Consider the following 25,027-nt stretch of genomic DNA (forward strand, 5'->3'; position numbering starts at 1 on the left):
AAGAGATCAAGCAACACGATCTAAAGGGAGAACCCCGCAATCATGTCCAATCCTTCTGTTCTGACCGAGCCTATGAGCCCCAGTGCAGTGGCCACTAAGACCTACGTTATTGATACCTCAGTCCTCCTTTCTGACCCATGGGCCCTGCGCAAGTTCGCAGAGCACGAGGTCATCCTTCCCATCGTCGTCATCTCCGAATTGGAAGGAAAACGTCATCACCCTGAGCTTGGCTGGTTCGCCCGCCAAGCTCTTCGCTTTTTGGAGGACCTGCGTGGTGCATACGACGGCCTAGACCAAGCGGTTCCGGTCAACGTTGAGGGCGGAACCTTACGCGTTGAGCTAAATCATCAGGATCAGTCTTTGCTGCCATCCTCCTTCCGGGGTCCCGAAGGTGACCACCGCATTCTCGCTTGCGCACTCAACCTGGCGCACGAGGGCAAAGACACCGTGCTTGTGACTAAGGATGTCCCACTGCGTGTCAAGGCTGGTGCAGTTGGCTTGCAAGCCGACGAGTACCACGCGCAGGACGTAGTTCTTACCGGCTATACCGGCATGGCTGTGGTTCATACTTCTGCTGAAGTCATCGATGCTCTCTACCGTGATGGGGAAGTCATGGTAGACGGCGTACTGACTGAAGATGGCACTGCTATCGAAGAGCTTCCAGTTCACTGCGGCATCAAGCTGGACGCGGCAGGGCAGTCCGCGCTTGGCCGCATGACGGCAGAGGGCACCATCCAGCTCGTACGCGGTGATGTCAATGCGTTTGGACTGCAGGGCCGCTCCGCGGAGCAGCGCGTGGCACTTGACCTTTTGTCAGATCCCTCCGTGGGCATCATGTCCCTGGGCGGCCGTGCCGGCACTGGTAAGTCTGCGCTGGCGCTGTGCGCGGGCCTTGAAGCAGTCCTGGAGCGCGGTGAGCACCGCCGCATCGTGGTTTTCCGCCCCATGTATGCAGTGGGCGGGCAGTCGCTGGGATACCTTCCAGGTAGCGAGTCCGAGAAGATGAATCCCTGGGCCCAGGCCGTCTTCGATACCCTCGAAGGCCTTGTCTCTGACAACGTCATGGAGGAAGTCCATGACCGCGGCCTCCTTGAGGTTCTGCCGCTGACCCACATCCGTGGTCGGAGCTTGCATGATTCCTTCGTCATCGTCGATGAAGCGCAGTCGCTTGAGCGCAACGTCTTGCTCACCGTCCTGTCTCGGTTGGGCAAGGGCTCGCGCGTGGTGTTGACACACGACGTCGCCCAGCGTGACAATCTGCGCGTGGGCCGCCATGACGGTGTGCAGGCTGTCATTGAAAAGCTCAAAGGGCATGAGCTGTTTGCACACGTGACCCTCCAGCGCTCAGAGCGTTCCGCAATCGCCGAGCTTGTCACGGACTTACTCGAAAGCGAGGCTTAAGGTTAAACCGTCTTCCTCGATCGCGGCTAGCTAACTTTTTCCGGTTTATATAGCCGTACAGGTTGTTGTCTTGTAATAATGAATCACATGGCAGAAAACAAACCCGCGAAGAACTTTAAGATTCGACCTTTTGTCACGGCCGACTATCCCCAGATGCGGACAATTTATGAAGAGGGCCTAAACACCGGTCACGCCACGTATGAAACGCGTTCTTTGACGCTGGAGCAGTTTACCCGTGCAAAGATCATGTCCTCGGTCTTCGTTGCGGTTGAGGAAGACGATGATTCCAAGGTATTGGGCTGGGTTTCTGCAGCGCAGATTTCCTCCCGCTCAGTCTTCCATGGTGTGGTGGAAGATTCCATCTACATCAGCGCGGAGGCTCAAGGCCGTGGCATCGCCGGTGCCCTGCTCGATAAGCTCATCGAAACCTGCAAGGACCTCCACAAATGGGCAATCCACGCGTGGATCTTCCCAGAAAACCAGGGTTCCGCAGGCCTGCATAAGTCTCGCGGCTTCGTCAAGGTCGGTACCTACTCCCACATGGCGAAGATGACCTACGGCGAGATGGCTGGTCAGTGGCGCGACACCGACGTCTACGAGCTACTGCTTCCGAAGCCCGATGAGCGGGAGCGAGGCAACAATAATTAGGACTTTTAGCTAGGCAATAGAGCTAGAAAAACTCGGCGGCGGGGAATGTACCGCGCATTATTGTCCTCATGACCTCGTCAATGTCGCGGCGTTGAGGTTGGCGCAATTGCTGAAGATATAAGAGAACTCCCGGTCTGAAATCGCTTCCTATTTCAGACCGGGAATTTTCTATGCTGACAATTGCCGCCGGTATCATTGATGATGGAACCCTGAGAGATAGAGCAAAAGGCGGATAAAAGCTGGAATTTCAATTCCTTCTTTCTCAGCGAGTGCGACCAGATAGTCGCGAGTGCGCCACACGTCGACCGAGTTAACATTTAGAGCCAAGACTTCCTTGAGCAAGCCCGGGGGGATAGACAAGGTTGTTCTCTATGGTGGCGTCGTCTAGCGCAATGCGGGACTGGAGCTCACAGCGCTCCTCGCTAGTAGCCTTCGATTCTTTGTCTGGTGAGTGATATTTAAGAGATCTCTTCCTTAAGGTGCTCTTCCGTGACGGGAAGAACCAAAAGAAGGGCAACGATGGCCATAGGAACCATCAGCAGGATGACTGGGGTGAGGCCATCGTTGTAGGCGTTGAGGATGACGGACTGAATTGCATCCGGAAGGTGCGCAACCATGTTCGGGGTCAGGCGGGAAGAACCGCCCGTTGCGGAAGCGAACTGCTCAGCGTACTGCGCGCCCTCAGGGCCCATGGCCTTGATTGCAGCTGGCATGTTGGCTGCCATCTCATCCTTCATGTTGTGGATGAACAGGGATCCAACGAGGGAAGCACCAACTGCGGAACCAATCTGGCGGAAGAAGTTGTTGGCAGCCGTTGCGGTACCGACCAGCGCGATAGGGAAGGAGTTTTGCACGATGAGAACCAGAACCTGCTGCACAAAACCCAGGCCCACGCCGAAGACGAAGAACTCAGCACCGAGCTGAACCAGGGGCGTATCCACGGTCAGCTTGGACATCCAGAACAAAGCACCGGCGGTGATGATAAGGCCGATGATTGGGTAAATCTTGTAGTGGCCCGTGCGGGCGATGATGAAGCCAACGGCAGTCGAGGTGCCGATGAGGCCTACCATCATCGGAATCATCATGAGGCCCGCCTTGGTTGGGGTCAACGTATGAACCATCTGCAGGTAGGTTGGCATGTATCCAAGCACACCGAACATTGCCAGACCGAGGACAGTACCGGCTGCGGTGGTCAGAACCATGTTGCGGTTCTTAAACAGGTGAACCGGAATCAGCGGCTCCTTGGCCTTTGCCTCGACGAGCACGGTGATAATAGCGCCGACGACAACGGTGATGCCCAAGCCAATGATGATTGGGTCAGACCACTCGTACTGCGTGCCGCCCCAAGTAGTCATGAGGATGAGGGAAGCGGTGGTGATAGCGATGAAAGTAGCGCCAAGAGCGTCGAACTTACGCAGGTCAGTATCGCCAACACGCAGGTGCAGCACGATGGTGCACACGGTAATGGCGAGCAGACCAAGTGGAATATTAATCCACAGACCCCAGCGCCAGCCCGGGCCATCGGTGAACCAGCCGCCGAGGACTGGGCCCAGAACGGAAGAAAGGCCGAAGACGCCGCCCATGATGCCCATGAACTTGCCGCGCTCACGAGCAGTGGTGACCTCCGCGATGATGGACTGGGAGGAAATCATCATGAAGCCAGCGCCGAAACCCTGGACAGCGCGGCCCAAAATGAGCCAGTTCATGTCATTTGCGAAGCCACCGATGGCAGAGCCGACGACGAAGACTGCGATGCCGCCGATGTAGAGCCACTTGCGGCCCATCATGTCGCCCAGCTTGCCCGAGATTGGCATAGCGATGGTCATGGTGACCAAGAAAGCGGAGATAACCCAGCTCATGTGGTCGACGCCGCCGAGCTCGCCCACGATAGTAGGCAGGGCCGAAGAGAAAATCATTTGGCCCAGGGAGCTCATCAACATGGTGAGAACGAGGGCGGAGAAAACGAGAGCTACGTTGTTTTCTTTCTTTTCGTTTCCGCCAGCTTGTGCTGGCTGCGCCTCGCCGACGTTGTTAGTCGGCGACTTGGCGGTATCTACCATTTCAGTCCTTTCGTGAAAGTGATAACGAGTGCGAGTGCATCATTGAACTTTTGCTCAAATGGTTGTTCGCAGCTGATTTCGGGGGAAGCGGTGGCAATCCAAAGCGCTTCTCTAACGGTGGCTCCGATGAGTAATGCTTCTGTCTCTGGCGCAACTTCTGGCATGAGCTGTAGCTGCGGTTCTTGCTTGAGGCGAAGCGTGATGAGTTCTGCAATCTCGGTTGACTTTGCGCGTTTGCGGCTAAACGACGCCGCGGCAGCATCTGGGTCGCTTGCTATGCGGCGCCGCCTTGCTGCAATTGTTTTGTCGGCGTGGTGCCCGTCCAAATGGGAAATGACGAGTTCCACGGTCAAACGCAGGAGGTTTTCAGTTGGAGTGTCAAGGAAATATGCTCGTTGGTCTTGGGAAAATAGTGCGCTAGGGGCGCCCAAGACTGCGGAGTCTTTGGAATCGAAGTAGTTAAAGAATGTGCGCCTTGAAATCCCGGCTTTTTCGCAGATCTCCTCAATGGTGACTGCGGCGAAGCCTCGCTTGTCCACTAGGGAAGTGGCGGCGTCTTCGATACGCAGTCGCGTCTTGAGTCGCTTCTGCTCGCGTAGTGACATTTCTTCTTGCACGCTGTGCAACATTACACCCGGTGCAAGTTTGCACCAAGTGCAAACTTCGTGATTTTTGAGTCCCTGAGGTACCTTCAGTGCGCTTGGTCACAAATGCTTTTGGGGTAGCGAAAAGCCTCCCGCTGTCATGCACTCGGGTGGGTGCCCGAGCGGCAAGGCAGTGGGAGGCTAAAAAGTACTGCTTGAAAGTACCGCTAGGTGGAAAGCTTAGAAGCTGTCACGCTCGCGGTTGGTCATGGACAAGACGTTGAGGCGCTCATCCAGCTCTTCCTCGGTGAGGTTCTCGCCGTCGACGAAGCCCAGGTCAATGACGGCCTCGCGGACGGTGATCTTCTCGTGCAGTGCGTGCTTAGCAGCCTTCGCTGCATTCTCGTAGCCGATCTTGGAGTTCAGCGGGGTAACGATGGAGGTAGAGGACTCAGCGAACTTCTTCATACGCTCCTCGTTAGCCTCGATGCCGTCGACGCACTTCTCAGCGAAGACGCGGGAGACGTTAGCCAGCAGGCGAGCGGACTCAAGGACGTTGCGTGCCATGACCGGGATGAACACGTTCAGCTCGAAGTGGCCGTTGGCGCCGCCGAATGCAACGGCAGCGTCGTTGCCGATGACCTGTGCGGAAACCATGGTGGCTGCCTCGCACAGAACCGGGTTAACCTTGCCCGGCATGATGGAGGAACCTGGCTGCAGATCCTTCAGGTGGATTTCTGCCAGGCCGGTCAGTGGGCCGGAGCCCATCATGCGGATATCATTGGCAATCTTGTTCAGGGATACCGCAACGGTGCGCATTGCTCCGGAGAACTCAACGAGTCCGTCGCGCGCCGCCTGAGCCTCGAAGTGGTTCTCTGCTTCCTTGAGCTGCTCAACGCCAGTGAGCTTCTTGAGCTCTTCGGTGACCTTTGCACCGAAGTCAGCCGAGGTGTTCAGGCCGGTGCCGGTTGCGGTGCCGCCGATAGCCAGCTCGCCCAGGCGTGGCAGGGTGGCCTCGATGCGCTCGATACCGAGCTCGATCTGGCGTGCGTAGCCACCGAACTCTTGGCCTAGGGTGATCGGGGTTGCGTCCATCAGGTGGGTGCGGCCGGACTTAACGACGTCCGCGAATTCCTTGGCCTTGGCGCTCAGGGACTCGTGCAGCACCTTCAGGCCTGGGATGAGGTCGTTGACAGCTGCCTCGGTGGCCGCAACGTGGGTTGCGGTAGGGAAGGTGTCGTTGGAGGACTGACCCATGTTCACGTGGTCATTGGGGTGAATCTCTACGCCGTTGTTGTGGGCGATCGAGGCGATGACCTCGTTGGTGTTCATGTTGGAGGAGGTGCCAGAGCCGGTCTGGAAGACGTCGATTGGGAAAGCATCGTCGTGCTTGCCCTCAGCGATTTCCTTCGCTGCAGCGATGATTGCGTCAGCCTTGTCCGCATCGAGCGTGCCGGAATCCTTGTTGACCTGTGCGCAAGCTGCCTTCAGCAGGCCCAAAGCGCGAATCTGAGCGGCCTCAAGCCCGCGGCCGGAAATCGGGAAGTTTTCTACAGCACGCTGGGTCTGTGCGCGCCACAGAGCATCAACAGGAACCTTCACTTCACCCATGGTGTCGTATTCAATGCGGTACTCAGTCATGAAATCCACCTCAAAATTATGTGTTGAATAAAGATGTTCATTTAGCGATTGTGTCGGGAGGGAGTCGGACTAACGTGTCCCTTCCGGCAGTAAACGCAATAATAAGATTTGTATCAACCGGCACCATAATGGTGCTGGAAGTCACGCCTCACTAAAACCAGTATGGACTAAAAAGCGTGTGAATGTGCAAGGTGCACGTCCATGCTGAAAAGGGCGTGCACCAAATACAAAAGCGGGTCTTTAAAAACCTTTAGGCATCCGCTGCGTTGGAGTAATCAATAACGGAGTACTCCTGCAGCTTGGCCAGCTTGTGTACGGAATCGATGTAGCGGATGGTGCCGGACTTGGAGCGCATAACCAGGGAACGGGTAGTGGCGCCGTTTGCACGGTAGGAAACACCGCGCAGCATGTCACCGTTGGTAACGCCGGTAGCAGCGAAGTAGCAGTTATCGGAGGAAACCAGATCGTCGGTGCCCAGAACGCGGTCCAAGTCGTGGCCAGCCTGGCGAGCTTTTTCGGCTTCTTCCTCGTCCTTCGGCCATAGTTTGCCCTGGATTTCGCCGCCCATGCACTTCATGGCGCAAGCGGTGATGATGCCCTCAGGGGTGCCGCCGATGCCCATCATCATGTCGATGGAGTTGGAATCTTGGCAGGTAGCGATTGCGCCTGCGACGTCGCCGTCCATGATGAGGCGAACCTTTGCGCCGGCAGCGCGGATCTGATCGATAAGGTCCTGGTGGCGCGGGCGGTCCAGTACAACGACGGTGAGGTCGGCAGCCTTGATGCCGAGCTTCTTAGCGACGGAGTTGATGTTCCACTCAACGGACTGGTTGATGTCGATTGCGCCGACGCCAGCTGGGCCGACAGCAATCTTGTTCATGTAGAAGACGGCGGACGGGTCATACATGGTGCCACGCTCTGCGGCAGCGATGACGGAAATAGCGTTCGGACGGCCCTCTGCCATCAGGCGGGTGCCGTCGACCGGGTCAACTGCGATGTCCATTGCAGCGCCCTCGCCGGTGCCCACTTCTTCGCCATTGAACAGCATCGGGGCTTCGTCCTTTTCGCCCTCGCCGATGACCACAACGCCGTTCATTGCGACGGAGTTGATGAGCTTGCGCATTGCATCCACAGCTGCGCCATCGCCCTCATTCTTCTTGCCACGGCCTACCCAGCGGCCGGAGGCCAAAGCTGCGGCCTCAGTGACGCGAACCAGCTCCATAGCGAGGTTGCGATCTGGCATGTAAGAAGTGTTTTCGGACATGTGTTTAGGCTGCCTTCCATTCTCTTTCTGTCTCGCCGCTGGAACCTTCCAGGGCACTGTTTCCTATTCTTGCACTTTTGAATGGATTTTTAGACAGGTTGGTGCCCCCGATTGAGGGCTTTGCCCGATCCCGGGGGCAGTGAAGTAGAAAATTCGCAGCATAAGAATTTGAGTTCGCCCCGGCTTTTCGTTGTGCGCTTGGGTACGTGGAATACTGGACGCGTGGCAGCAGAAGAGAAACCCAAGATTTTTGAGGGCGCCCGGGATATTATTTTGTCTCTCGGCGTGACCGTCATCGCCATGCTCCTTGTTGTGGGAGCTACCGGCTTGTGTAGCGTGAACCCGGAGACAAAGAAGGGGCCTGTCCAGGATGTCGATGCCACGACGTTCCTAGAGATGGAAGCACGCGCTACGGGGGCAGTAATCCGTAACCCACAGATGCCCGAAGGCTGGGCGCCTACTGCCGCGCGTCGCTCCGCTGTGGCGGGGGAGAACGCCTCCGTGGTGAGCTGGCTGACTGCTGATGAAGGCTATGTGGAGTCTACGCAGACCCAAGTCTCTATTGAAGAGGCGGAGAAAGGCTATGACTCCAACTACCGTGCCAACGAATCCGAGCGTGAGGTGGCCGGCAAGAAGGTCAAGATCCTAGAAAGCGACGACGCTAATGTTCGGCCACTATGGATCACAGATTTAGGCGACTCCCGCTTGGTATTGTCCGGCTCCGCCTCTGAAGCGGATTACGAGACCACCATCGAGGCATTCGCCAAGGCGCCGGTTCTGCACGTGAATGACGACGGGGCAGCCGAGGCTGGTGCGCAGGAGGACGGTGCAACAGCACCGACCTCTCAGCAGCCTTAGCTGAAGGTGGCTGAGTAAAGGCCGTCTGCAAACTCGACCTGGACACCCTCGCCCGCGGTTTCTACCGTTTGGGCGAGGGTTTCTTCGTCTAGGCCGCTCAGGCGCTGCTTAGCAACGTAGACGTCGACTCGTTCGCGCTTGGAGTTCTGCGGGTAGATTTTTACCTCGCGGAGACGGCCTTCTTTAAAGCACAGCACGATGGAGCCAGAGTAATAGGAGATCTCATCAGTGCTTGCCGTATGCGGCGTGCCGAAAAACTCCTCTGCAAGATGGCGTGGATCGCCAAAGAGCAGGGAACCGGCAGAGCCGGACTTTGATACGAAGTCCACGCGCTCACCTGGGTAGCCGTAAATCTGCATTAGTACTCTCCTTCGTTGGATGATGCGTTTTCTGCGTCTGTGGCATCTTCGGAGTTATCGGCACTATCTAGTGCCTTCTCGACACGACGCGCAGCGCCGTCAAGGTGGGCCTCACAGGCCTTTGCCAGCGCTTCACCGCGCTCCCAGTACTTCAGCGACTCGTCGAGGCCCATCTGGCCGAGCTCAAGAATCTTGACGGTTTCAATGAGCTCATCGCGAGCCTGCTCGTAAGTTAGTTCCTCTACTGGCGGGAATGCGTCCTGTCCGGGAGTACCGGTACCGATTGTCTCGTTCATGTCTGCTCCTTTAGTTAAGTCTTTGGCTTCGGGTCTATATTTTTAAGCGCTTTAGCACTGAATGATTACTGAAGTTTGTTAGTCAGCCGGTTTGGCAGCCATTGCCGCTGCGGTAATCGAGCCATCACCGACGCGGATACGCAACTGCGAGCCGGGTGGTGATTGCTCGTAGGAAGTCACAACCTCTGGGCCCGAGCCATCACGCGGCACGACTTGGACGATGGCATAGCCGCGTTCCAAGGTGGCCGACGGGCCGAGAGCCGAGACCTGTGCGCGCAGGGCAGTGACCTTGTTCCTTTCCCGCTCGAGCAAGTAGGTGACCTCGCGCTTCATCAACGCGCGGGAGCGCTCAAGCTCATCACGGCGTGCGTTGATCGGCGTCATTGGATCCGCAAGCACGGGGCGTGAACGAATATTTTCCAGCCCGCGCCTTTCCCTTTCGACCCAACCACGCAGTGCAGCTGCCATGCGGGAACGCGCTTCATCCACCAATGCGTATTCCTCAGCAACTGATGGCACTACTCGTTTTGCGGCGTCAGTAGGAGTGGCGGCGCGGAGGTCTGCAATATTGTCGAGCACTGGATTGTCTGGCTCATGGCCAATAGCAGAGACCACCGGAGTGCGTGCGCTGGCAACTGCGCGCTGTAGTGCCTCTTCGGAGAAAGGAAGAAGGTCTTCGACAGAACCGCCGCCACGGGCGATGATGATGACGTCTACTTCTGGATCCTCGTCGAGGGTTTCCAACGCGTTGATAACCTCTGGAACGGTGTTCGCTCCCTGCACCGCGGTATTAATGACGCGGAATTGCACTGCCGGCCAACGGTCCTTTGCCACGGCTAGCACGTCACGTTCAGCAGCGGAGCCGCGGCCGGTGATAAGCCCTACCTTGTTAGGTAGGTAGGGCAGCGCCAACTTGCGCGAAGGATCGAAGAGCCCTTCAGCAGCAAGCTGTTGGCGCAGCATCTCAATGCGTGCTAGCAAATCACCGACGCCGACGTGGCGAATCTCAGTGGTCCACAATGAAAAGGAGCCGCGGCCGGCATAAAAGGCGGGCTTGCTGTAGACCACCACGCGGTCACCGTCTTTTAAAGGCGTGGGCATTTTCAAGACCATGTCAGTAGGGCACGTTAGCTGCACGGACTTTTCCTGCTCGACGTCGCGCAAAGTGAGGTAGGAAAGTTTCCAAGAGCGCTTGACGTTGATCTGGGTTAATTGGCCTTCGACCCACAAGAACCCGAGACGCTCGATCCAGCCCTTGACCTGGTCATTGACCTGGCTTACGGGCCAGGGCGTCTCCGCAGAGTTTGCTGGTTGATTCACAAAGCAGCCTTTCTATGCAGCAGTGGATTGCCACTTAGTCTATTGCCCAGCCCGGACATGTGGTCTTCGGGGTCAGCCAGCTTGGGCAAATTTAAAGGTCAGCGGGCCAGGGAAAGTTCGAGCGAAGTCACATTGCTGTCCACGCCAGAAATAGGCCACCCATTGCCTTTGCAAAGCGGCCCAATCTACTGTTTCAAAGCAGTTTTAGATACGCTGGAAAGCATGACTGAGACTGGCAAGAATGTTCTCCTGGCAGCACCGCGCGGTTATTGTGCCGGTGTTGATCGCGCAGTTGAGACCGTGGAGAAGGCACTTGAGAAGTACGGCGCACCGATTTACGTGCGCAAGCAGATTGTCCACAACCGCTACGTCGTGGAATCGCTAGCTGAGCGCGGCGTCATCTTCGTCGAGGAAGCATCCGAAGCGCCCGAGGGCGCGCACCTCGTCTTTTCCGCACACGGTATCGCCCCGGCGGTGCGTGAGGAGGCTGAAGGCCGCAAGCAGCTGACCCTTGATGCAACTTGCCCGCTGGTGACCAAGGTGCATAACGAGGCGCGCCGTTTCCAGCGAGATGGCTACCACATCTTGTTGGTGGGCCACGAAGGCCACGAAGAGGTCGAAGGCACCGCCGGCGAAGCTCCTGAGGTCACCCACTTGGTGGATGGCATCGAGGGCGTCGACAAGCTGCCTGAGTCCCTGCAAGATGAAAAGCTCATCTGGCTATCCCAGACCACCCTCTCGGTGGATGAGACCATCACTATTGTGAATAAGCTGCGCGAGCGCTTCCCGCACCTCGAGAATCCGCCTTCAGACGACATCTGCTACGCCACCCAGAACCGCCAGGAGTCGGTGAAGAATATTGCTCCGAAGTGCGATTTGATGATTGTGGTGGGCTCGAAGAATTCCTCGAACTCCGTGCGCCTAGTTGAGGTGGCGCTAGAGGCAGGAGCCAAGGCTTCCCACCTCGTCGACTTCGCCCGCGAGATCGATGAGGCGTGGCTCGAAGGCATCGAGACCGTCGGTGTTACCTGTGGTGCTTCTGTACCTGAGTTGCTCGTGCGCGAGGTGCTCGAGTTCCTCGACGAGCGTGGTTACAGCAACGTTGAGCAAGTTACCACTTCCACCGAGACTATCCAGTTCTCTCTGCCACGTGAGCTGCGTCCGGCGCGCACGTCGCAGGCCCCAAAGGCTTAAGGGGCCCTCCTAAGCCACAACAAAAGAAAAGCACTCAGATCAGTAAATGGCTGCCCTGGGTGCTTTATTGATAACTAGTATTCGAGCTGGTTTGCGCGGTGAACTAGTCTTCGTCGTAGAGATTGTCTTCCAAGAACGAGGACTTTGGCTTTGCCTTGGACGCCTTAGGATTGGTGGTTTCGGCTTCGTGGGATTCATCTACATCGCCAGCACGGCGTGCGGGGTCGGGGCGGCGCGGTGCGAAGTCGGAATCGTCGTACTCCGCGGAGCTAGCTGTGGTACCCCGCTCGCGGGCCTCACGTGCCTCGCGGTAGGAGCGTGCTTGAGCCACGCGCTCGTCGTGTGCGCGCTTGAGCTCCTCACTGCTTGAGCGGCTCTTTTCCACGCGCTCTCGGGCTTGCTGCTCGCGTTCTTCAGCCTGGCGGCGGCGACGAACCTCACGGTCCAACTCGCGGGCACGGGTACGGCGGCGCGGCGAACTCTGGGGAAGTGCTTCACCTGAGCCTTCTGCATCACGGCGGTTACGAGCTATAAGCTCGGCAACGGAAAGACGCTCGTTGGTAGTGCGCTCATTGGTTTTTTGCTCCGCGCGACGGGCAACCTGTGCCTTGGCGTCGCGGGTTCGAGCCAAGTTCTTGTGTCGCCATAGACGGACCACGGCAAGAGCGGCGCACAACAAAAATACGATGAGCAACCAGGGGAAACGCTGGATGAAAGGGAACGCTGCGGAAAGCAGTGACGTGTTCGAGAACGGCGATGTGCCTTTTGGCGCGGCTTGAATGGACAGCACCCAGGAGGTCAACACAATCGCGACCGTAAACAGAACTGGAATGCTGACAACTAGGAGGTACAAGCTGCGCAGGCGGGCGAAGCAGGTGACTGCCAGCGCACCGGCCGCGGAGATGATGAAGAATAGCCAACCAATCGAACCCACGGCAATCGTGATCAGTGCGGCTACGACGAACGTGGCTACTAGGCCAAGGAGACCCTTGGCTAGCGGCAGCTCGTGCGCAGCGGCGGAAGTTTCACGCGCGGCTCGGTGGTTTCGATTTTTGGCAAGTGACACGCCGGAAGATTCTACAGCGTTGGCTGGGCTTATCGTTATATCTTCGCCCGAATGTGGCGAAATTTATTTCCATGAAGGAGGTAAATGCAGCTATTCCCCAAAGCGTAGGTGCCGCGGTTCTGCCTCGATGGGGCGCGGGGGAGATCGACTCTTTATCGGTGCGTGCCGGAATCTCCAGCTCGTAGAGCCTGCGTGCAGTAACCCCCACGCGTAAATCCAAGGAGCCGAGACTGGAGTTGAATGCTTCGACTGCTTTTTCAAGGCTGCGGCCGACTTTCTCATAGTGCTCGTTGAGAGTACCTAGCCGCGCATAGAGCTCGCGGCCAAGACGTTGCACCTCACGTGCTTTCTCGGAAATGTCTTCGTGCCGCCATCCCAGCGCCACAGTGCGCAGGAGCGCAAAAAGTGTGCTTGGCGTGGCGATGACGATGTTGCGCCCGAAGGCGAACTCGAGCAGCTCAGGATCGATGCTCAATGCGGCGTCTAGGAACGGATCCGCCGGGACGAAGAGCACTACGAACTCAGGAGTGGGAGAGAAGGCCTCAATGTAATCGCGATGGGAGAGCGCTTGAACATGGTTGCGTAACAGGTGTGCGTGCCGGCGGAGGTAACCTGCGTGCTCCTCTGGATCTTCGGTGTCCATTGCGTCCAAATAAGAAGAAAACGGCACTTTGGCATCGACAGCGATGTTGCGCCCACCTGCTAGATGCACTACGAGGTCGGGGCGTACGGATTTTCCGTTGAGTGTTGCTGTTACCTGGGAATCGAAATCCACGTGTTTGGTCATGCCGCCGATTTCCACGACGCGTTCTAGTTGCATCTCGCCCCAGCGGCCGCGGACGTTTGGGGAACGCAGAGCGCCCACGAGCTTGTCAGTGCGATCTGTCAGCCTGGATGAAGTCCGGGTAACAGCCTGGACTTGACTTGATAATGCTGCTAGGGCAGTGGCGCGGTCTTCCTCTAATTCCTGCAGTTTGAATCCCAAGCGGTCCATAGCTTTCTCTAAAGGCGCAAGCTCCGCTTGCCGGCGTTGCGATTCCTGTAGCGCGCGATGCTCATCGCTGGGGCGCGCGGAATTGCTGCGGTATTCGCGCAGCAGCCAGCCCAAAATGGCGCCGATGAAAAGACCTAGAAATAACAAAAGCACGGGCAAGGTGGTAGACATAGCCACCACCTAAGCACGTGCTCCGGACATTGCCGTTTGTCTTGGCCTAATCTTCGCGGCGTGGATGCAACAGATGTTCGACGCGCGACATAGCCTTTTGCACGCCACCTCGAACAACGCGCATCTGCGTGCCGCGGGAAGCAGGTGCTTCTCCCTCGCCCTTACCAGTAGGGCGGGCATCCATATCGACCGCGGCGTCGAGGTGCGGACTATTGCCGTGATTAGCAACATCGGCAGGTACGGCCTCCGGGGCGGCGTGGTCCGGCATCGCCAACCAGGCCTCCCGCTTATGATCGCCCTGCTCTTGGGTATAGCGGCCAATGAGGAAGCCTGCCACCGTGGCAAAATGCATATCCTCTGCGGTTTTCTCGCCAGACTGCAGCATCATCATGTCCTGGAAGTAGCGATACGCCACAGCGAACATCGCGGCCGCTGGCACAGCCAAGAACGCACCCACGAGGTTAAAGAGAGCAGAGCCCACAGTGACGGAAGTCAGCACAACGACGGGGTGCAGGTTCATCGCCTTAGATTGCAACCAGGGGGAGAGCACGTTGCCCTCAAGCTGCTGGACCAAAAGCACGAGCGCCAAGACCAACAGTGCTTTGGTGATTCCCAGGGAGACCAAGGCGATGGTCACCGAAAGCGCGCCCGCGACGATAGCGCCAACGAAAGGAATAAAGCCCGCAACGAAGGTGATGATGGCCAGCGTTAGTGCCAGCGGGACCCCGATGATGGCCAGGCCAATGCCGATGAAGATGGCGTCGACTAGCGATACGAGCGCCTGGGCACGCACGAAACCGCCCAGTGTGTTCCAGCCTCGGGTGAGCAGTTCCGTCAAATGCCAACCGGTGCGCCGGCCCGTGGCTTCGCGCAGCCATGGCAGGAAGCGGTGACCGTCCTTCAGGAAGAAGAAGGTCAAGACCAAAACCACCATCAAGGTCACGATGATGTTGGTTGCCTGCCCAATACCGTTGAACACGGATCCTGCAATGGTGCCGGCCTGCTTTTGTGCCCAGGCGGCGATCTCATCGATGTAGGTGCCGATCTGATCCTCATTGAGATTCAGCGGCGGCTGCTGGACCCATAGGCGCAGTGCCTGAATGCCGTTGGCTGTTTGCAAATAAAGCGTTTGGGATTGCCGCACGAAATTCGGCGCGATGAAAAGAAACAGCGCGCCCAGTGCGCTGAAGGAAACTAAGATCGTCAACGCCGCTGCTAGCGAACTTGGCACATGGTGGCGGCGCAGCCACCGGGTGATCGGAGCCAAAACTGTGCAGATGATGAGAGCCAACAGGATAGGCAGGATGCCGCGCCAGAGGTTGCCTGCGATGCGGAAGAGTGCATAAAGGAAAAGACACATGACGAATAGACGCAGTGCCCATAGGGAAGCAGACTTAATTACCTCGCCGACTACAACGGAACGGTCGACTTGGTCTCCGGGTGGGTGAGGGGAGACGTCGTCAAGCGCTGCGGCATCAACAGACTCGTCAAAACGATCGCCGAGCCCAGCGTGGTCCGGATCCGAGTGGTGACCGGATGGCGGCGTGGATGATGAGGAAGGCGAATGAGAACTCACCCCACCATCTTGCCTTAAAAAACCTTGGGTGCGTTAGGATTGCCCCTGTGAGTCTTACACTTGGAATCGTCGGCCTGCCTAACGTTGGCAAGTCCACGCTGTTTAATGCCCTGACCCGTTCTGACATTCTGGCAGCGAACTACCCGTTCGCCACCATCGAGCCGAACGTCGGCCTCGTTGAGTTACCGGATCACCGCCTTAACCGCTTGGCGGAGATCTTTAGCTCCGAGCGCATCCTGCCGGCGACCGTGTCCTTCGTGGACATCGCCGGAATCGTCGAAGGCGCATCCAAGGGTGAAGGCATGGGTAACGCCTTCCTTGCCAACATCCGTGAGGCAGATGCTATCTGCCAGGTCGTGCGCGCCTTTGCCGATGACAATGTCATCCACGTCGATGGCAAGGTCGATCCCGCCCACGATATTTCCGTGATTAACACCGAGCTCATCCTGGCGGATCTGCAGACCATCGAGAAGGCTTTGCCGCGACTGGAGAAGGAAGCACGCAAGAACAAGGAGCTGGCTGAGACCGTCGAGGCCACCAAGAAGGCACAGGAAATCCTGGAGGATGACCGCACGCTCTTCGCCGCTTCCAAGAATGGCGAGATCGACCTCGCACTGGTTCGTGAGCTTCACTTGATGACGGCGAAGCCGTTCCTGTACGTGTTCAACTCCGATGAAGCAGTGCTTACCGACGACGCGAAGAAGGCCGAGCTCGCCGAGCTCGTCGCCCCAGCAGAGTGCGTGTTCCTCGATGCACAGACTGAGACCGAGCTGCTTGAGCTCGACGAGGAAGAGGCAATGGAACTGCTCGAGTCCGTCGGCCAGACCGAGCCTGGCCTGGCAACTCTGGCTAAAGCAGGTTTTGCCACCCTCGGCCTGCAGACCTACCTGACCGCAGGCCCGAAGGAAGCGCGTGCCTGGACCATCAAACAGGGCGCGGCAGCTCCTGCCGCAGCAGGCGTCATCCACACCGACTTTGAAAAGAAGTTCATTAAGGCTGAGATCGTCTCCTTCGATGACCTGGATGCCGCCGGCGATATGGCCACTGCCCGTGCTGAGGGCAAGGTCCGTCAAGAAGGCAAGGAATACATCATGCAGGACGGCGACGTCTGCGACTTCAAGATTGGCGGCTAGCGCTCGCCTGAGATTAAAGCTGTAGTCTCAGCATTGCTTGAGCCGCCGAGTTGTTGGCAACTTGGCGGCTTGCTAACCTAAAACCTCCTGAAGGGGAGTAGCTCCTCCGCGGCCTCCCATGGCGGCGGATGGATGGTCGACATACTGGTGCCTTTGCGCCCGGCCACCCAGCTTGCGAAATTCGTGAGTGAGCGAGACCTTCGGTCCGTAGTTCTTACGTCGACCGATTGTCCCCGTTGTTGGATGCTCGGTTGGCGCCAAACTAACCGAAGGTATCTGTATGGCACTTCCTTCCGAGCAGCTCCTGCTTGAGCGTTTCATGAAGCTGTCCATCGCGACGGCTGTTCTCACCATTGTTTTAAAGGTCCTTGCGGCCATGCTTACTGGCTCCGTCGGCTTCCTGTCTGACGCTTTGGAATCCGGAGTCAACCTCGTTGCTGCAGTAGTGGGCTTCATCGCCCTTCGCATTGCTGCGAAGCCGGCTGACGCGAACCACCAATTCGGCCACGGCAAGGCCGAATATGTTTCCGCGTTGGTAGAGGGCGCGATGATCTTCGTCGCCGCAGCACTCATCATTTATACCTCTGCATTGCGCTTGCTCAACCCCCAGCCTTTGGAACAGCCAGGCATTGGTTTGGCGCTTTCGACGCTAGCTTCGGTCCTTAATCTGGCTGTCGGTCTGGCGTTGCTGAAAGCGGGCAAGAAATATCGTTCGGCAACGCTTCAAGCTGACGGCCATCACTTGCTGACTGACGTGTGGACCTCTGTTGGCGTCCTCGTGGGCATCGCGCTGGTTGCCCTGACGGACTGGCTGTGGCTCGATCCGATGGTCGCTTTTGCAGTGGGCATCAACATCCTGTGGACCGGTTACAAGCTGCTCAAAGAATCCTTGAGCAGCCTGCTTTCCGAGTCCTTGCCCAAGGAAGAGCACGCTGAGCTTGATGCGCGACTTGCTGAGCTTGAGGATGAATTCGACGTGTTGTTCACGTCCCGTCGTACCATCGCATCGGGCCGCCAGCGCTTGGTCTATCTCACCATGGACGTGCCTGGCGAGTGGACAGTTCTTGCGGCCCACGACATCGCGGATCGCATCGAGGACAACATCGACGAGGTTTTCTCAGGCGCCGAAGTGTTCATCCACGTCGAGCCCGCCGGCACGGTGCATCGCCGCATCTTGCGCATGCCTTAAGCGGGTTCACGCAGGCTAGCCACGGCCATACCGTTTTCCATCACCCACGGCCAGCTAAGCCCGTTCTTGGTGAGAATATCTGGGCGTAATTCATCGGGCAGAATCCACTCCTTGTTGGCGTAGCCCAACAAGTATTCGTCGAAGGCGGGAAGCTCGAGCCGCAGCGCCAATGCGACCGAGATTTCCTCTGCGGTCACGTCCTGCTGCCATGGGCTGAGCCAGAAGGTTTCGCCCTCGTGCTCAGCCCGCACCAATCCGGAGTTTTCGAGGGCCTTGGCTGCTTGGCCTTTGGCGAGCATGGTCCACCAAGCTAGGTCGGCGGCACTCACCGGACCATGTCCATTGACGTAGCGCAGTGCTAGCTCGCGGAGCGGCTCCTCCGGTTGACGTTGCTCGACGGGGAGGACATCGACGTGCATGAACGTTTCCTGCTTGCCGTGCTTCGGTCCTTGGACGAGGTCGCCCGCGCCACCGAATGCGCGCAGCAGGTGCGATCCACGGCCGCCATCCGGAGCGATGCCAACTGACCGGAAGATCTCGTAGGCCTCGGCGCGGGTTAGAGTCGGCGTCGTGCTTTTAAGGGCGGCGTCGTGAAGTGCGGCGTGTGCGCGGTTAAACAGGTCTTCGTCGAGGCCCAACCCTGGGCGCCGGGCTTGCTGGCTGCGCGCGACACGGGGATAGAGCAGGCGGGACATCCAACGCACGTCGGCAGCAGGCATGAAGTGGACCGTGCCGCGCTGCGGCCAACAGCGCACGACCTGGAACTCATCGATGGCGTTGAGCACTGCGGCATCGTCTGGCGCTGCGGATCCTTGGGTGCTGCGCAGGGCCAGCGCGCGCACGCCCGCGGCATAGTTCTGCCCTTGGACTGCCATGAGGTGTTCGGCCGCAGCCAGCGGTGAAGTGGTGGCTGGGCGCGCCGCCGAAGGGGCCAGGCCCTGGGCGATGAGGCGGCGGGCGCGAAGTTCAGGCAGCGTTAGATGGAGCATTGCTTAAACTTTATTCGGACTTTCTTGATGCTGCTACAAGCGCAGCGCCTTCATGGCCGCCATGCCCGTGGTGATGAGCTTCTGGAAGCGCTGCGGCGGCAGTAGCTCTGAGGGCGCCAGCGGGTGCAGCTTTTGCTCGGCTACGGTGCGCTCATTTGCCCACAAGCGCATGCCGGTAATACCGTGGCGGTGATTGAGGCCGGACTCCTTTACGCCGCCACCCGGGGCGGCAATAGAACCATATGCTGCGGCAAAGCCCTCGTTGATATTGACCATGCCGGCTTCCAGCTGGGAAGCAACCTCCCAGCCGTGGCGGGAGCTGCCCGACCACACTGAGGCGCATAGGCCGTAGTTCGTGTCATTTGCTGCGTGGATGGCAGCAGCATCAGAATCGACCTCGTACACAGCCAACACTGGGCCGAAGGTCTCGTTAGCGAAGAGCTCCATTTCCTGCGTTACCCCAGTGAGCACCGTGGGCTCAAAGAAAAACGGACCGAGTTCCGGGCGATGCTTTCCGCCGTAGACAATCGTTGCGCCCTTGTCCACAGTGTCGCGCACATGAGCTTGGACGGAGTCGAGCTGCTTTTGCGAAGTCAGGGAGCCGATAGTTGCGGCATCGGAGAACGCTGCGCCCAGAGTCTGTTTATCGAGGGCCTTTTTAAGCGCAACGAGGAAGTCCTTATAAATGTCCGTGTGCACGTAGGCACGTTCGGCGGACATGCACAGTTGGCCCGAGGACGAGAAGGCCGTGCGTACGGCGCCGCGAGCGGTGGGCTCAAGGGGAGCGTCGTCAAGCACCAGCATTGGATTCTTACCGCCGAGCTCCAACATTGTGGGGATGAGACGTCCGGCCGCCTGGGCAGCAATGGACTTGCCCACCTTGGTGGAACCGGTAAAGGAAAGACCGTCGACGAGGGGGACCAAGGCGTCGCCCACCTCCGCGCCGTTGCCCGGTACTAGCTGCCAAGCAGCCTCCGGAAGGCCGGCTTCAATCGCCAGCCGGCGGACCAAGATTGCCGTCAGCGTGGTCTGGGAATCAGGCTTGTGAACCACAGAGTTGCCAGCAGAAAGCGCCGCCAGAACGTCGCCCACGCCCAAGGAAAGCGGATAGTTCCACGGGGAGATGAGCCCCACGACGCCCAGTGGGTAGTGCTGGGTGCGCGTCTTGGTGAGCACCGGCAACGCGCCGGGATGACGCTCCGGACCAAAGGCCTTGCGTATGTTCACGCCATAAAAGCGCGCGCAGCTATAGAGGTCCATCACCTCGTCGTAGGCGTGCGAGCGGGACTTGCCGTTCTCAGCCTGAATGAGGTCGAGGATGAGCTCTTCATGTTTCCGGATTAGGTCGTGGAGCTTGAGCAGTATGCGCCCGCGATTGCCGTGGCCCACCCCGGCCCGTGCGGTGGTGACGGCAGCGGCGACGTCCTTGGGCGTGGCCGTGGGGAAGGAGAAAAGCTCTTCGCCTGTAAACGGCATGAGTGCTGTGTGTTGAGCGCCGGAACCGCGCACGTCGCCTACCGGGTTGGTGGCCAGGAAATCAGAGACGCGCGGCGGGAGATGAGCACTAGTGAAGGTTTTCATGGAGTCTATAGTGCCAGAAATTGATTGTGATATGTATCGCAATCATGGTGCGAGTGTGAGTAGCATTACTTTATGGCAACGCTTTCAAAAATTCCGAGCCCGCAGCTCCGGGAAACTATCGCGCCACTCGTCAGGGCCGGCGAGGCGGCTGCCCCTCTTGGTGTCATTGACATTGCCGCTTTCGACTTCAACGCGGAACAAATGGTGACGCGTGCGGGTGGGCTTCCCATCCGCGTGGCGTCAAAGTCGTTGCGCAGCGTCGCCGCGTTGCACCGGGCTTTCGAGCACGACGGCTACCAAGGGATCCTGGGGTTTAGCGTTCCCGAGGCATTGCACCTCTACGAGGAAGGGTTTCGCGATATCGTCGTGGCTTATCCCAGCGTTCACCGTCCGGCCTTGGCGTGGTTAGGTGCCGACGCTGGTGCACGGGAAGCGATTACGGTCATGGTGGACTCCGTGGAGCTGCTCGACCTCCTCGCGCCGGGCATGCGAGTGGCCATCGACATTGACTGCACCTTGCACCTTCCCGGCGTGGTCATCGGTCCGCGGCGCTCACCCATCCGCACTCCTGCGAAGTCGACCACTGGCGGACGGGCCTGAAGCGGTGCGAGAAATCCGACGTTTTATTGATGCACAGGGCTGGCAGATTGCTTTCCCGCTGGAGCTACGCACCACGGCACCTGACGACGTCGCGCTGTCTACCGCCAACGGCCGCGAGTCGATGTACATCGCGTTCCATGTCCCGCGTTTCAAAAACCCATATGAATACTTGCCAAAGGTGGAGCCCATTCTGAAGGCTGCCGGCGGCCGCCCGCACTGGGGCAAGATGAACACCTTGACGCGGGCAGACTTCTCCGCGCTGTATCCACGCTTCGACGAGTTCTGTGCCCTGCGTGAGGAACTGGACCCGCAGTGGCGCTTTGGTTCTGATTACACGCGGAGGGTCTTCGGTTAGGGCGTAGTTGTCTCCGTAATTGAAAACCATTATCATTTGCGGAATGACTACACCCGTGACTGTTCTTTCTGGATTCCTGGGCAGCGGCAAGACCACCGTGCTCAATCACCTGCTGGCTAACCGTGAAGGCCGCAAGCTCGCCGTCATCGTCAACGACTTCTCCGAGGTCAATATCGACGCGGCGCTCGTTGCAGGGGAGGGCCACCTCGAACGCGGCGAAGACCGTTTCGTGGAGCTGTCCAACGGCTGCATCTGTTGCACCCTGCGTGAGGACCTCATCGACTCGGTTGCGCGCCTTGCAAGGTCAGGCAAATATGACCAGATCATCATTGAGTCGACCGGCATCTCCGAGCCGATGCCGGTTGCCGCCACTTTTGAGTGGGAATTTGAAGACGGCTTCAAGCTGCAGGACTACGCGAACATTGATACCATGGTTTCTTTGGTCGATGCTTCCACGTTCATGGACCAGCTCCGGCGGGGCCGCAGCCTTGTCTCACAGGGAATCGAAGCGACTCCGGAAGATGACCGGACCATCGCGGACCTTTTAGTGGACCAGGTTGAGTTCGCCGACCTTATCTTGATTACCAAGACCGATCTCGTCGACGCGGAGGAGACCGAGCGGGTCATCGCTACCGTCAAGGCTATGAACCGCCGCGCAAAGGTGGTGCCAGTGACCAACGGCGTCATCGCTACCGAGCTCATTCTCGATGCCGCCCTTTATAACCCCGCTACCGCCGCGACCTATCACGGCTATGCCGAGGAACTGGCCAATCCGCACACACCGGAGACTGAGGAGTACGGGATTTCTTCCGTGGTCTTTCGCTCCGATAGGCCGTTCAATCGTGAGCGACTGCTCAAGGCGCTGCGCGCGAGTACCGGGTTGGTCCGCTCCAAGGGGTATTGCTGGATCGACACGGATCTGCGCGTTGCCCACGCCTGGCAGCAGGCAGGGCCAAACCTGCAGATTCAGCCCGCTTCACTCTGGGCGCAAAATGGAGTGACCCCAGGCTCGGAAGTTGTGCTTATTGGCGTGGAATTCAACGCGGAGGAGACCCTAAAAAACTTTGAAGATGCAGTGCTTTCCGACGCCGAGGTGGCCGCTCTGCTGCCCAGCTAGTGCCATGTGCCGATTAAGGGTCTGATACCGTTTTAGGGTTGATTTTAACTCCATATGCTTCAAGAAGGTGTTTCCTACGTCCGCTGAGCAGAAACTCATCACCCCAACATTCGTCTTTGCATGGCTGGTTAATTTTGCCCAATTCATGGTCTTTTACCTGTTGGTGACGATCATGGCTTTGTATGCGGTGCAACAGTTTGGTGCATCAGACACGGCGGGCGGCTTTGCCTCCAGCTCCTTCGTGGTCGGTGCGACCATTGCGCGACTGTTCTCGGGATATCTGGTTGATGCGGCAGGACGTAAAAAGTCCCTCTTGGTCTCGTTGGTTCTCGTGACCGTGGCATGTGCCGCGTATTTTGTTGCGCACTCGTTGGCACTGCTTATCGTCGTGCGCATCATTCATGGCCTGGGGTATGCGGTGGCGTCGACTGCCGTCATGGCCGTGGCGCAGTCCGTCATTCCTGAACATCGCCGTGCTGAGGGTACGGGCTACTTTGCCTTGGGAACTACCCTTGCCACCGCTTTTGGCCCGGCGGCAGGACTGGCTATCGTCGGTGCGAGTGGCTACAACACCATCTTCGTTGTGGTGCTCAGCCTCACGGTATGTGCCGTGGCTTTGGCACTGGCACTCAAGATTCCTACGCAGGAGCGCCCCAGCGTGACCTTTAGCCTGGCCAACATCGTCCACCCGGCGGTCGCACCCTTTGGCTTCTTCATGCTTCTCATCGGCGTTGCTTATGCAGGCATCATCACGTACCTCAACGCTTATGCTGACGCGTCCGACCTGGCGACGGGCGCCAGCTTCTTCTTCATTGCTTATGCGATTGTTAGCCTCGCGATGCGCTTTGTCTTGGGCCGTGTCCAGGACCGCCACGGCGATAACGTCATCTTCTACGGTGCGCTCGCTTCGTTCATGATTGGTCTCGTGGTGCTTGCTATCGCAGTAGCTGACTGGGAGGTCGTCATCGCGGGTGCTTTGGTTGGCTTGGGCTATGGCTCCATCATGCCGGCGGCGCAAGCGGTGGCCGTGCGCCTCGTGGCTCCGCACGAGATGGGCGCGGGTATTTCGACGCTCTTCTTACTCCTCGACATCGGAATCGGCTTTGGCCCCGTGGTCTTGGGCATGCTGATTTCTGCGCTGGGCTACTCCGCTATGTATTGGGTGCTCGCCGCAACCGTGGCCTTGGCGACGGTGCTGTACTACTTCGTGCATGGTCGGCGCGCATACGGCGAAACAGTGCACGTTACGGCTGCCACTGCTTAGCTCCTCGGTCTGCGGCTGATGCAACACAGCCGTTTCTTAGCGCTTTGCGCAGCGTGAAACTTCAGTGCGGAAACTCCTGAGGCGGACGTCACAGTAGTTATTTACACTAGGCGGCACATGGTCAACGGCTTTGTAGTTATACGCGACAGGAGACTGCCATGAAAAAGCCCGATACTTTCAATTTTGCCCCGTTGGTCGGAGTGGCGCTAGCAAAGCCGCGTCCGCTCCAGCTCAAGATTCGCAGCCGCAAAAAGCTACCGCATCTGGAGGCGCATACCCTAGACATCGCGCCTTTCAGGGGAGCACAGTTGCAGATGACGATGAGAGAGCTCATCGACTTCGCTCCTGCCGAACATGGCATCATCATCGATGGCAAGAGCCTTTCCGCGCAAGAGGTGGATGAGCTGCGTCTCCAGGCCCGCACTCAACTCGAATCCGCGCGTCAGTGGGCCGAAGAAAAATACGGCGTTGCTCCTGCCACGCCTGTTAACAGCCAAGAGGAGCCTTACTACGGCACCATCGACGCCGACCTGCCAGAGTTCGTACTTCGTGCATGCGGCGAAATCTACGAGGTCAGTGGGGAACTGCCAGCAGGCAAGCGTGCCGAATTCTTGGATGCCCGCTATTGCAAAGACGATCCCCGTGGAGCGTGGCTCTCGCTGCACGGTAAGCCAGGACCTAACGGTTTTGTCCTCAGACCTAACTTTGCTTACCGCCCGGCATGGTCGGTACAACCTAGCCCGCAGCAGTGGGCGGCCGACATAGAGACTTTCCCGCGCACCGCGGAATGGATTCCCGATTGGCTCGTGATTCAACTCCAGGAGGCACAGTAATGACTTTCGTTGACACTATCGACTGGGCGAGCCATGACCCGGAAGCCGTATTTTTCGATGCATCGCGTGTCCGTGATACTGCCGAAAGAGTTGAGGCTCTCACGGCGATGCTTGAGTTCGGTTGGGCACCGCCAACCAAGCTGCTGCCGGAGCTGGCGGACAACCCAGAGCTCTGCGCGCAGGACGCCCCAGTCATCGAAAAGCTCATCGCTGCAGGCGCCGATCCCAACGCTGTCAATCGCTTTGGCGAAACCGTATGGGTTCATTTGGTTCACTCCGTAGCGTCGGATGAGGAGCAGTGGCCGGTGTACCAAGCGTTGCTGACTGCTGAGCCGGACCTTCAGATCAGCGCACGAAGCCTGTTCAATCCACTGCTCAACAAGCGCCACTTTGGCCTCCTAGCCTTGTTGCGCCCTTATCTTCCTGCACAATCGATCAGCGTCCCAGTCGATCCCGCGACTTTGTGAGCCTCCGCGTTGCTGCTGTCTTCGCGGCAGTTGCAGCCCTTCTTGTTCTTGTCTGGATGCTTGCCCG

At 58.3% G+C, this 25,027-nt stretch carries 24 protein-coding genes; 12 read left to right on the forward strand and 12 right to left on the reverse strand.

All coding sequences use genetic code 11. From position 1 onward, the window contains the following. Positions 1-42 precede the first annotated feature (42 nt). Both HMPREF2692_RS02115 and HMPREF2692_RS02120 read left to right on the forward strand, forming a co-directional pair. The gene (locus HMPREF2692_RS02115) at positions 43-1,401 is read left to right on the forward strand and encodes a PhoH family protein (RefSeq protein WP_061921615.1); all 1,359 of its coding nucleotides are present in this window, start codon (positions 43-45) and stop codon (positions 1,399-1,401) included. A gap of 87 nt (positions 1,402-1,488) precedes the next feature. Further along, positions 1,489-2,049, forward strand: coding sequence for a GNAT family N-acetyltransferase (locus HMPREF2692_RS02120; RefSeq protein WP_201040681.1), 561 nt, complete (start codon positions 1,489-1,491; stop codon positions 2,047-2,049). Between the two features lie 458 nt (positions 2,050-2,507). Here HMPREF2692_RS02120 and HMPREF2692_RS02125 read toward each other — a convergent pair whose 3' ends face one another. The 4 genes from HMPREF2692_RS02125 to glpX form a co-directional block, all read right to left on the reverse strand. Further along, entirely contained in the window at positions 2,508-4,109 is a 1,602-nt protein-coding gene (locus HMPREF2692_RS02125) for an MDR family MFS transporter (protein WP_061921621.1), read from the reverse strand. Then, positions 4,103-4,726 (reverse strand): TetR family transcriptional regulator, encoded by a 624-nt coding sequence (locus HMPREF2692_RS02130; RefSeq protein WP_061921879.1) that lies wholly within the window; start codon positions 4,724-4,726, stop codon positions 4,103-4,105. Before HMPREF2692_RS02130 ends, HMPREF2692_RS02125 begins: the two co-directional genes overlap by 7 nt. Positions 4,727-4,933: 207 nt before the next feature. Further along, on the reverse strand, positions 4,934-6,334 hold the full coding sequence (locus HMPREF2692_RS02135) for a class II fumarate hydratase (RefSeq protein WP_070822585.1): 1,401 nt from the start codon (positions 6,332-6,334) through the stop codon (positions 4,934-4,936). Positions 6,335-6,584: 250 nt separating this feature from the next. Continuing rightward, on the reverse strand, positions 6,585-7,598 hold the full coding sequence (gene glpX, locus HMPREF2692_RS02140) for a class II fructose-bisphosphatase (protein ID WP_061921624.1): 1,014 nt from the start codon (positions 7,596-7,598) through the stop codon (positions 6,585-6,587). A gap of 168 nt (positions 7,599-7,766) precedes the next feature. Here glpX and HMPREF2692_RS02145 point away from each other — a divergent pair, with 168 nt between their 5' ends. Next, positions 7,767-8,456: a DUF4245 domain-containing protein gene (locus HMPREF2692_RS02145; RefSeq protein WP_246823406.1), complete on the forward strand. Its 690-nt coding sequence runs from the start codon at positions 7,767-7,769 to the stop codon at positions 8,454-8,456. On the opposite strand, the gene HMPREF2692_RS02150 is transcribed toward HMPREF2692_RS02145, so the two are convergent. From HMPREF2692_RS02150 to xseA, 3 genes are all read right to left on the reverse strand, one after another. Beyond that, positions 8,453-8,815 carry a hypothetical protein gene (locus HMPREF2692_RS02150; protein WP_061921631.1) on the reverse strand — a complete coding sequence of 121 codons (363 nt, stop codon included), beginning with the start codon at positions 8,813-8,815 and terminating at the stop codon, positions 8,453-8,455. The genes HMPREF2692_RS02145 and HMPREF2692_RS02150 overlap by 4 nt on opposite strands. After that, positions 8,815-9,111: an exodeoxyribonuclease VII small subunit gene (locus HMPREF2692_RS02155; RefSeq protein WP_061921633.1), complete on the reverse strand. Its 297-nt coding sequence runs from the start codon at positions 9,109-9,111 to the stop codon at positions 8,815-8,817. Before HMPREF2692_RS02155 ends, HMPREF2692_RS02150 begins: the two co-directional genes overlap by 1 nt. A gap of 78 nt (positions 9,112-9,189) precedes the next feature. Further along, positions 9,190-10,431, reverse strand: a complete 1,242-nt coding sequence (xseA, locus tag HMPREF2692_RS02160; protein WP_070822587.1) for an exodeoxyribonuclease VII large subunit — start codon at positions 10,429-10,431, stop codon at positions 9,190-9,192. A gap of 222 nt (positions 10,432-10,653) precedes the next feature. Here xseA and HMPREF2692_RS02165 point away from each other — a divergent pair, with 222 nt between their 5' ends. Beyond that, positions 10,654-11,625 (forward strand): 4-hydroxy-3-methylbut-2-enyl diphosphate reductase, encoded by a 972-nt coding sequence (locus HMPREF2692_RS02165; RefSeq protein WP_061921639.1) that lies wholly within the window; start codon positions 10,654-10,656, stop codon positions 11,623-11,625. Positions 11,626-11,728: 103 nt separating this feature from the next. Here the strand turns inward: HMPREF2692_RS02165 and HMPREF2692_RS02170 are convergent, their stop codons facing one another. From HMPREF2692_RS02170 to HMPREF2692_RS02180, 3 genes are read right to left on the reverse strand one after another with little or no spacing between them, the layout of a single operon-like run. After that, a complete protein-coding gene (locus HMPREF2692_RS02170) occupies positions 11,729-12,691 on the reverse strand; it encodes a DUF6542 domain-containing protein (RefSeq protein ID WP_062041370.1) in 963 nt (320 codons plus the stop codon). Beyond that, positions 12,651-13,856 (reverse strand): DNA recombination protein RmuC, encoded by a 1,206-nt coding sequence (locus tag HMPREF2692_RS02175; protein WP_083323795.1) that lies wholly within the window; start codon positions 13,854-13,856, stop codon positions 12,651-12,653. The genes HMPREF2692_RS02170 and HMPREF2692_RS02175 overlap by 41 nt, the downstream gene beginning before the upstream one ends. 46 nt (positions 13,857-13,902) lie before the next feature. Further along, complete coding sequence (locus HMPREF2692_RS02180) at positions 13,903-15,432, reverse strand: AI-2E family transporter (protein ID WP_061921648.1); 1,530 nt, start codon at positions 15,430-15,432, stop codon at positions 13,903-13,905. Between the two features lie 47 nt (positions 15,433-15,479). Here HMPREF2692_RS02180 and ychF point away from each other — a divergent pair, with 47 nt between their 5' ends. Together ychF and HMPREF2692_RS02190 are read left to right on the forward strand one after the other, a co-directional pair. Beyond that, a complete protein-coding gene (ychF, locus tag HMPREF2692_RS02185) occupies positions 15,480-16,565 on the forward strand; it encodes a redox-regulated ATPase YchF (protein ID WP_061921651.1) in 1,086 nt (361 codons plus the stop codon). Positions 16,566-16,845: 280 nt separating this feature from the next. Then, positions 16,846-17,754 carry a cation diffusion facilitator family transporter gene (locus HMPREF2692_RS02190; RefSeq protein WP_070732828.1) on the forward strand — a complete coding sequence of 303 codons (909 nt, stop codon included), beginning with the start codon at positions 16,846-16,848 and terminating at the stop codon, positions 17,752-17,754. Here HMPREF2692_RS02190 and HMPREF2692_RS02195 read toward each other — a convergent pair. Beyond that, the gene (locus HMPREF2692_RS02195) at positions 17,751-18,743 is read right to left on the reverse strand and encodes a winged helix DNA-binding domain-containing protein (protein WP_070496836.1); all 993 of its coding nucleotides are present in this window, start codon (positions 18,741-18,743) and stop codon (positions 17,751-17,753) included. The two genes, HMPREF2692_RS02190 and HMPREF2692_RS02195, sit on opposite strands and share 4 nt — an antisense overlap. A gap of 33 nt (positions 18,744-18,776) precedes the next feature. Further along, a complete protein-coding gene (locus HMPREF2692_RS02200) occupies positions 18,777-20,324 on the reverse strand; it encodes a succinic semialdehyde dehydrogenase (protein ID WP_070822589.1) in 1,548 nt (515 codons plus the stop codon). A gap of 72 nt (positions 20,325-20,396) precedes the next feature. Here HMPREF2692_RS02200 and HMPREF2692_RS12890 point away from each other — a divergent pair, with 72 nt between their 5' ends. From HMPREF2692_RS12890 to HMPREF2692_RS02230, 6 genes are all read left to right on the forward strand, one after another. After that, positions 20,397-20,924 carry a type III PLP-dependent enzyme domain-containing protein gene (locus HMPREF2692_RS12890; RefSeq protein ID WP_246823408.1) on the forward strand — a complete coding sequence of 176 codons (528 nt, stop codon included), beginning with the start codon at positions 20,397-20,399 and terminating at the stop codon, positions 20,922-20,924. 4 nt (positions 20,925-20,928) lie between these two features. Continuing rightward, positions 20,929-21,279, forward strand: a complete 351-nt coding sequence (locus HMPREF2692_RS12525) for a D-arabinono-1,4-lactone oxidase (protein ID WP_070496830.1) — start codon at positions 20,929-20,931, stop codon at positions 21,277-21,279. 43 nt (positions 21,280-21,322) lie between these two features. Then, complete coding sequence (locus HMPREF2692_RS02215; protein ID WP_070822591.1) at positions 21,323-22,396, forward strand: GTP-binding protein; 1,074 nt, start codon at positions 21,323-21,325, stop codon at positions 22,394-22,396. 67 nt (positions 22,397-22,463) lie between these two features. After that, positions 22,464-23,660, forward strand: coding sequence for an MFS transporter (locus tag HMPREF2692_RS02220; protein ID WP_082787611.1), 1,197 nt, complete (start codon positions 22,464-22,466; stop codon positions 23,658-23,660). A gap of 158 nt (positions 23,661-23,818) precedes the next feature. Beyond that, positions 23,819-24,493 (forward strand): hypothetical protein, encoded by a 675-nt coding sequence (locus HMPREF2692_RS02225; RefSeq protein ID WP_070433441.1) that lies wholly within the window; start codon positions 23,819-23,821, stop codon positions 24,491-24,493. Then, positions 24,493-24,960 (forward strand): hypothetical protein, encoded by a 468-nt coding sequence (locus HMPREF2692_RS02230; RefSeq protein WP_070496827.1) that lies wholly within the window; start codon positions 24,493-24,495, stop codon positions 24,958-24,960. The genes HMPREF2692_RS02225 and HMPREF2692_RS02230 overlap by 1 nt, the downstream gene beginning before the upstream one ends. The last annotated feature ends 67 nt before the right edge of the window (positions 24,961-25,027 follow it).

Source organism: Corynebacterium sp. HMSC036D03 (assembly GCF_001836185.1).
In the GTDB taxonomy this organism is placed as follows: Bacteria; Actinomycetota; Actinomycetes; order Mycobacteriales; family Mycobacteriaceae; genus Corynebacterium; species Corynebacterium simulans.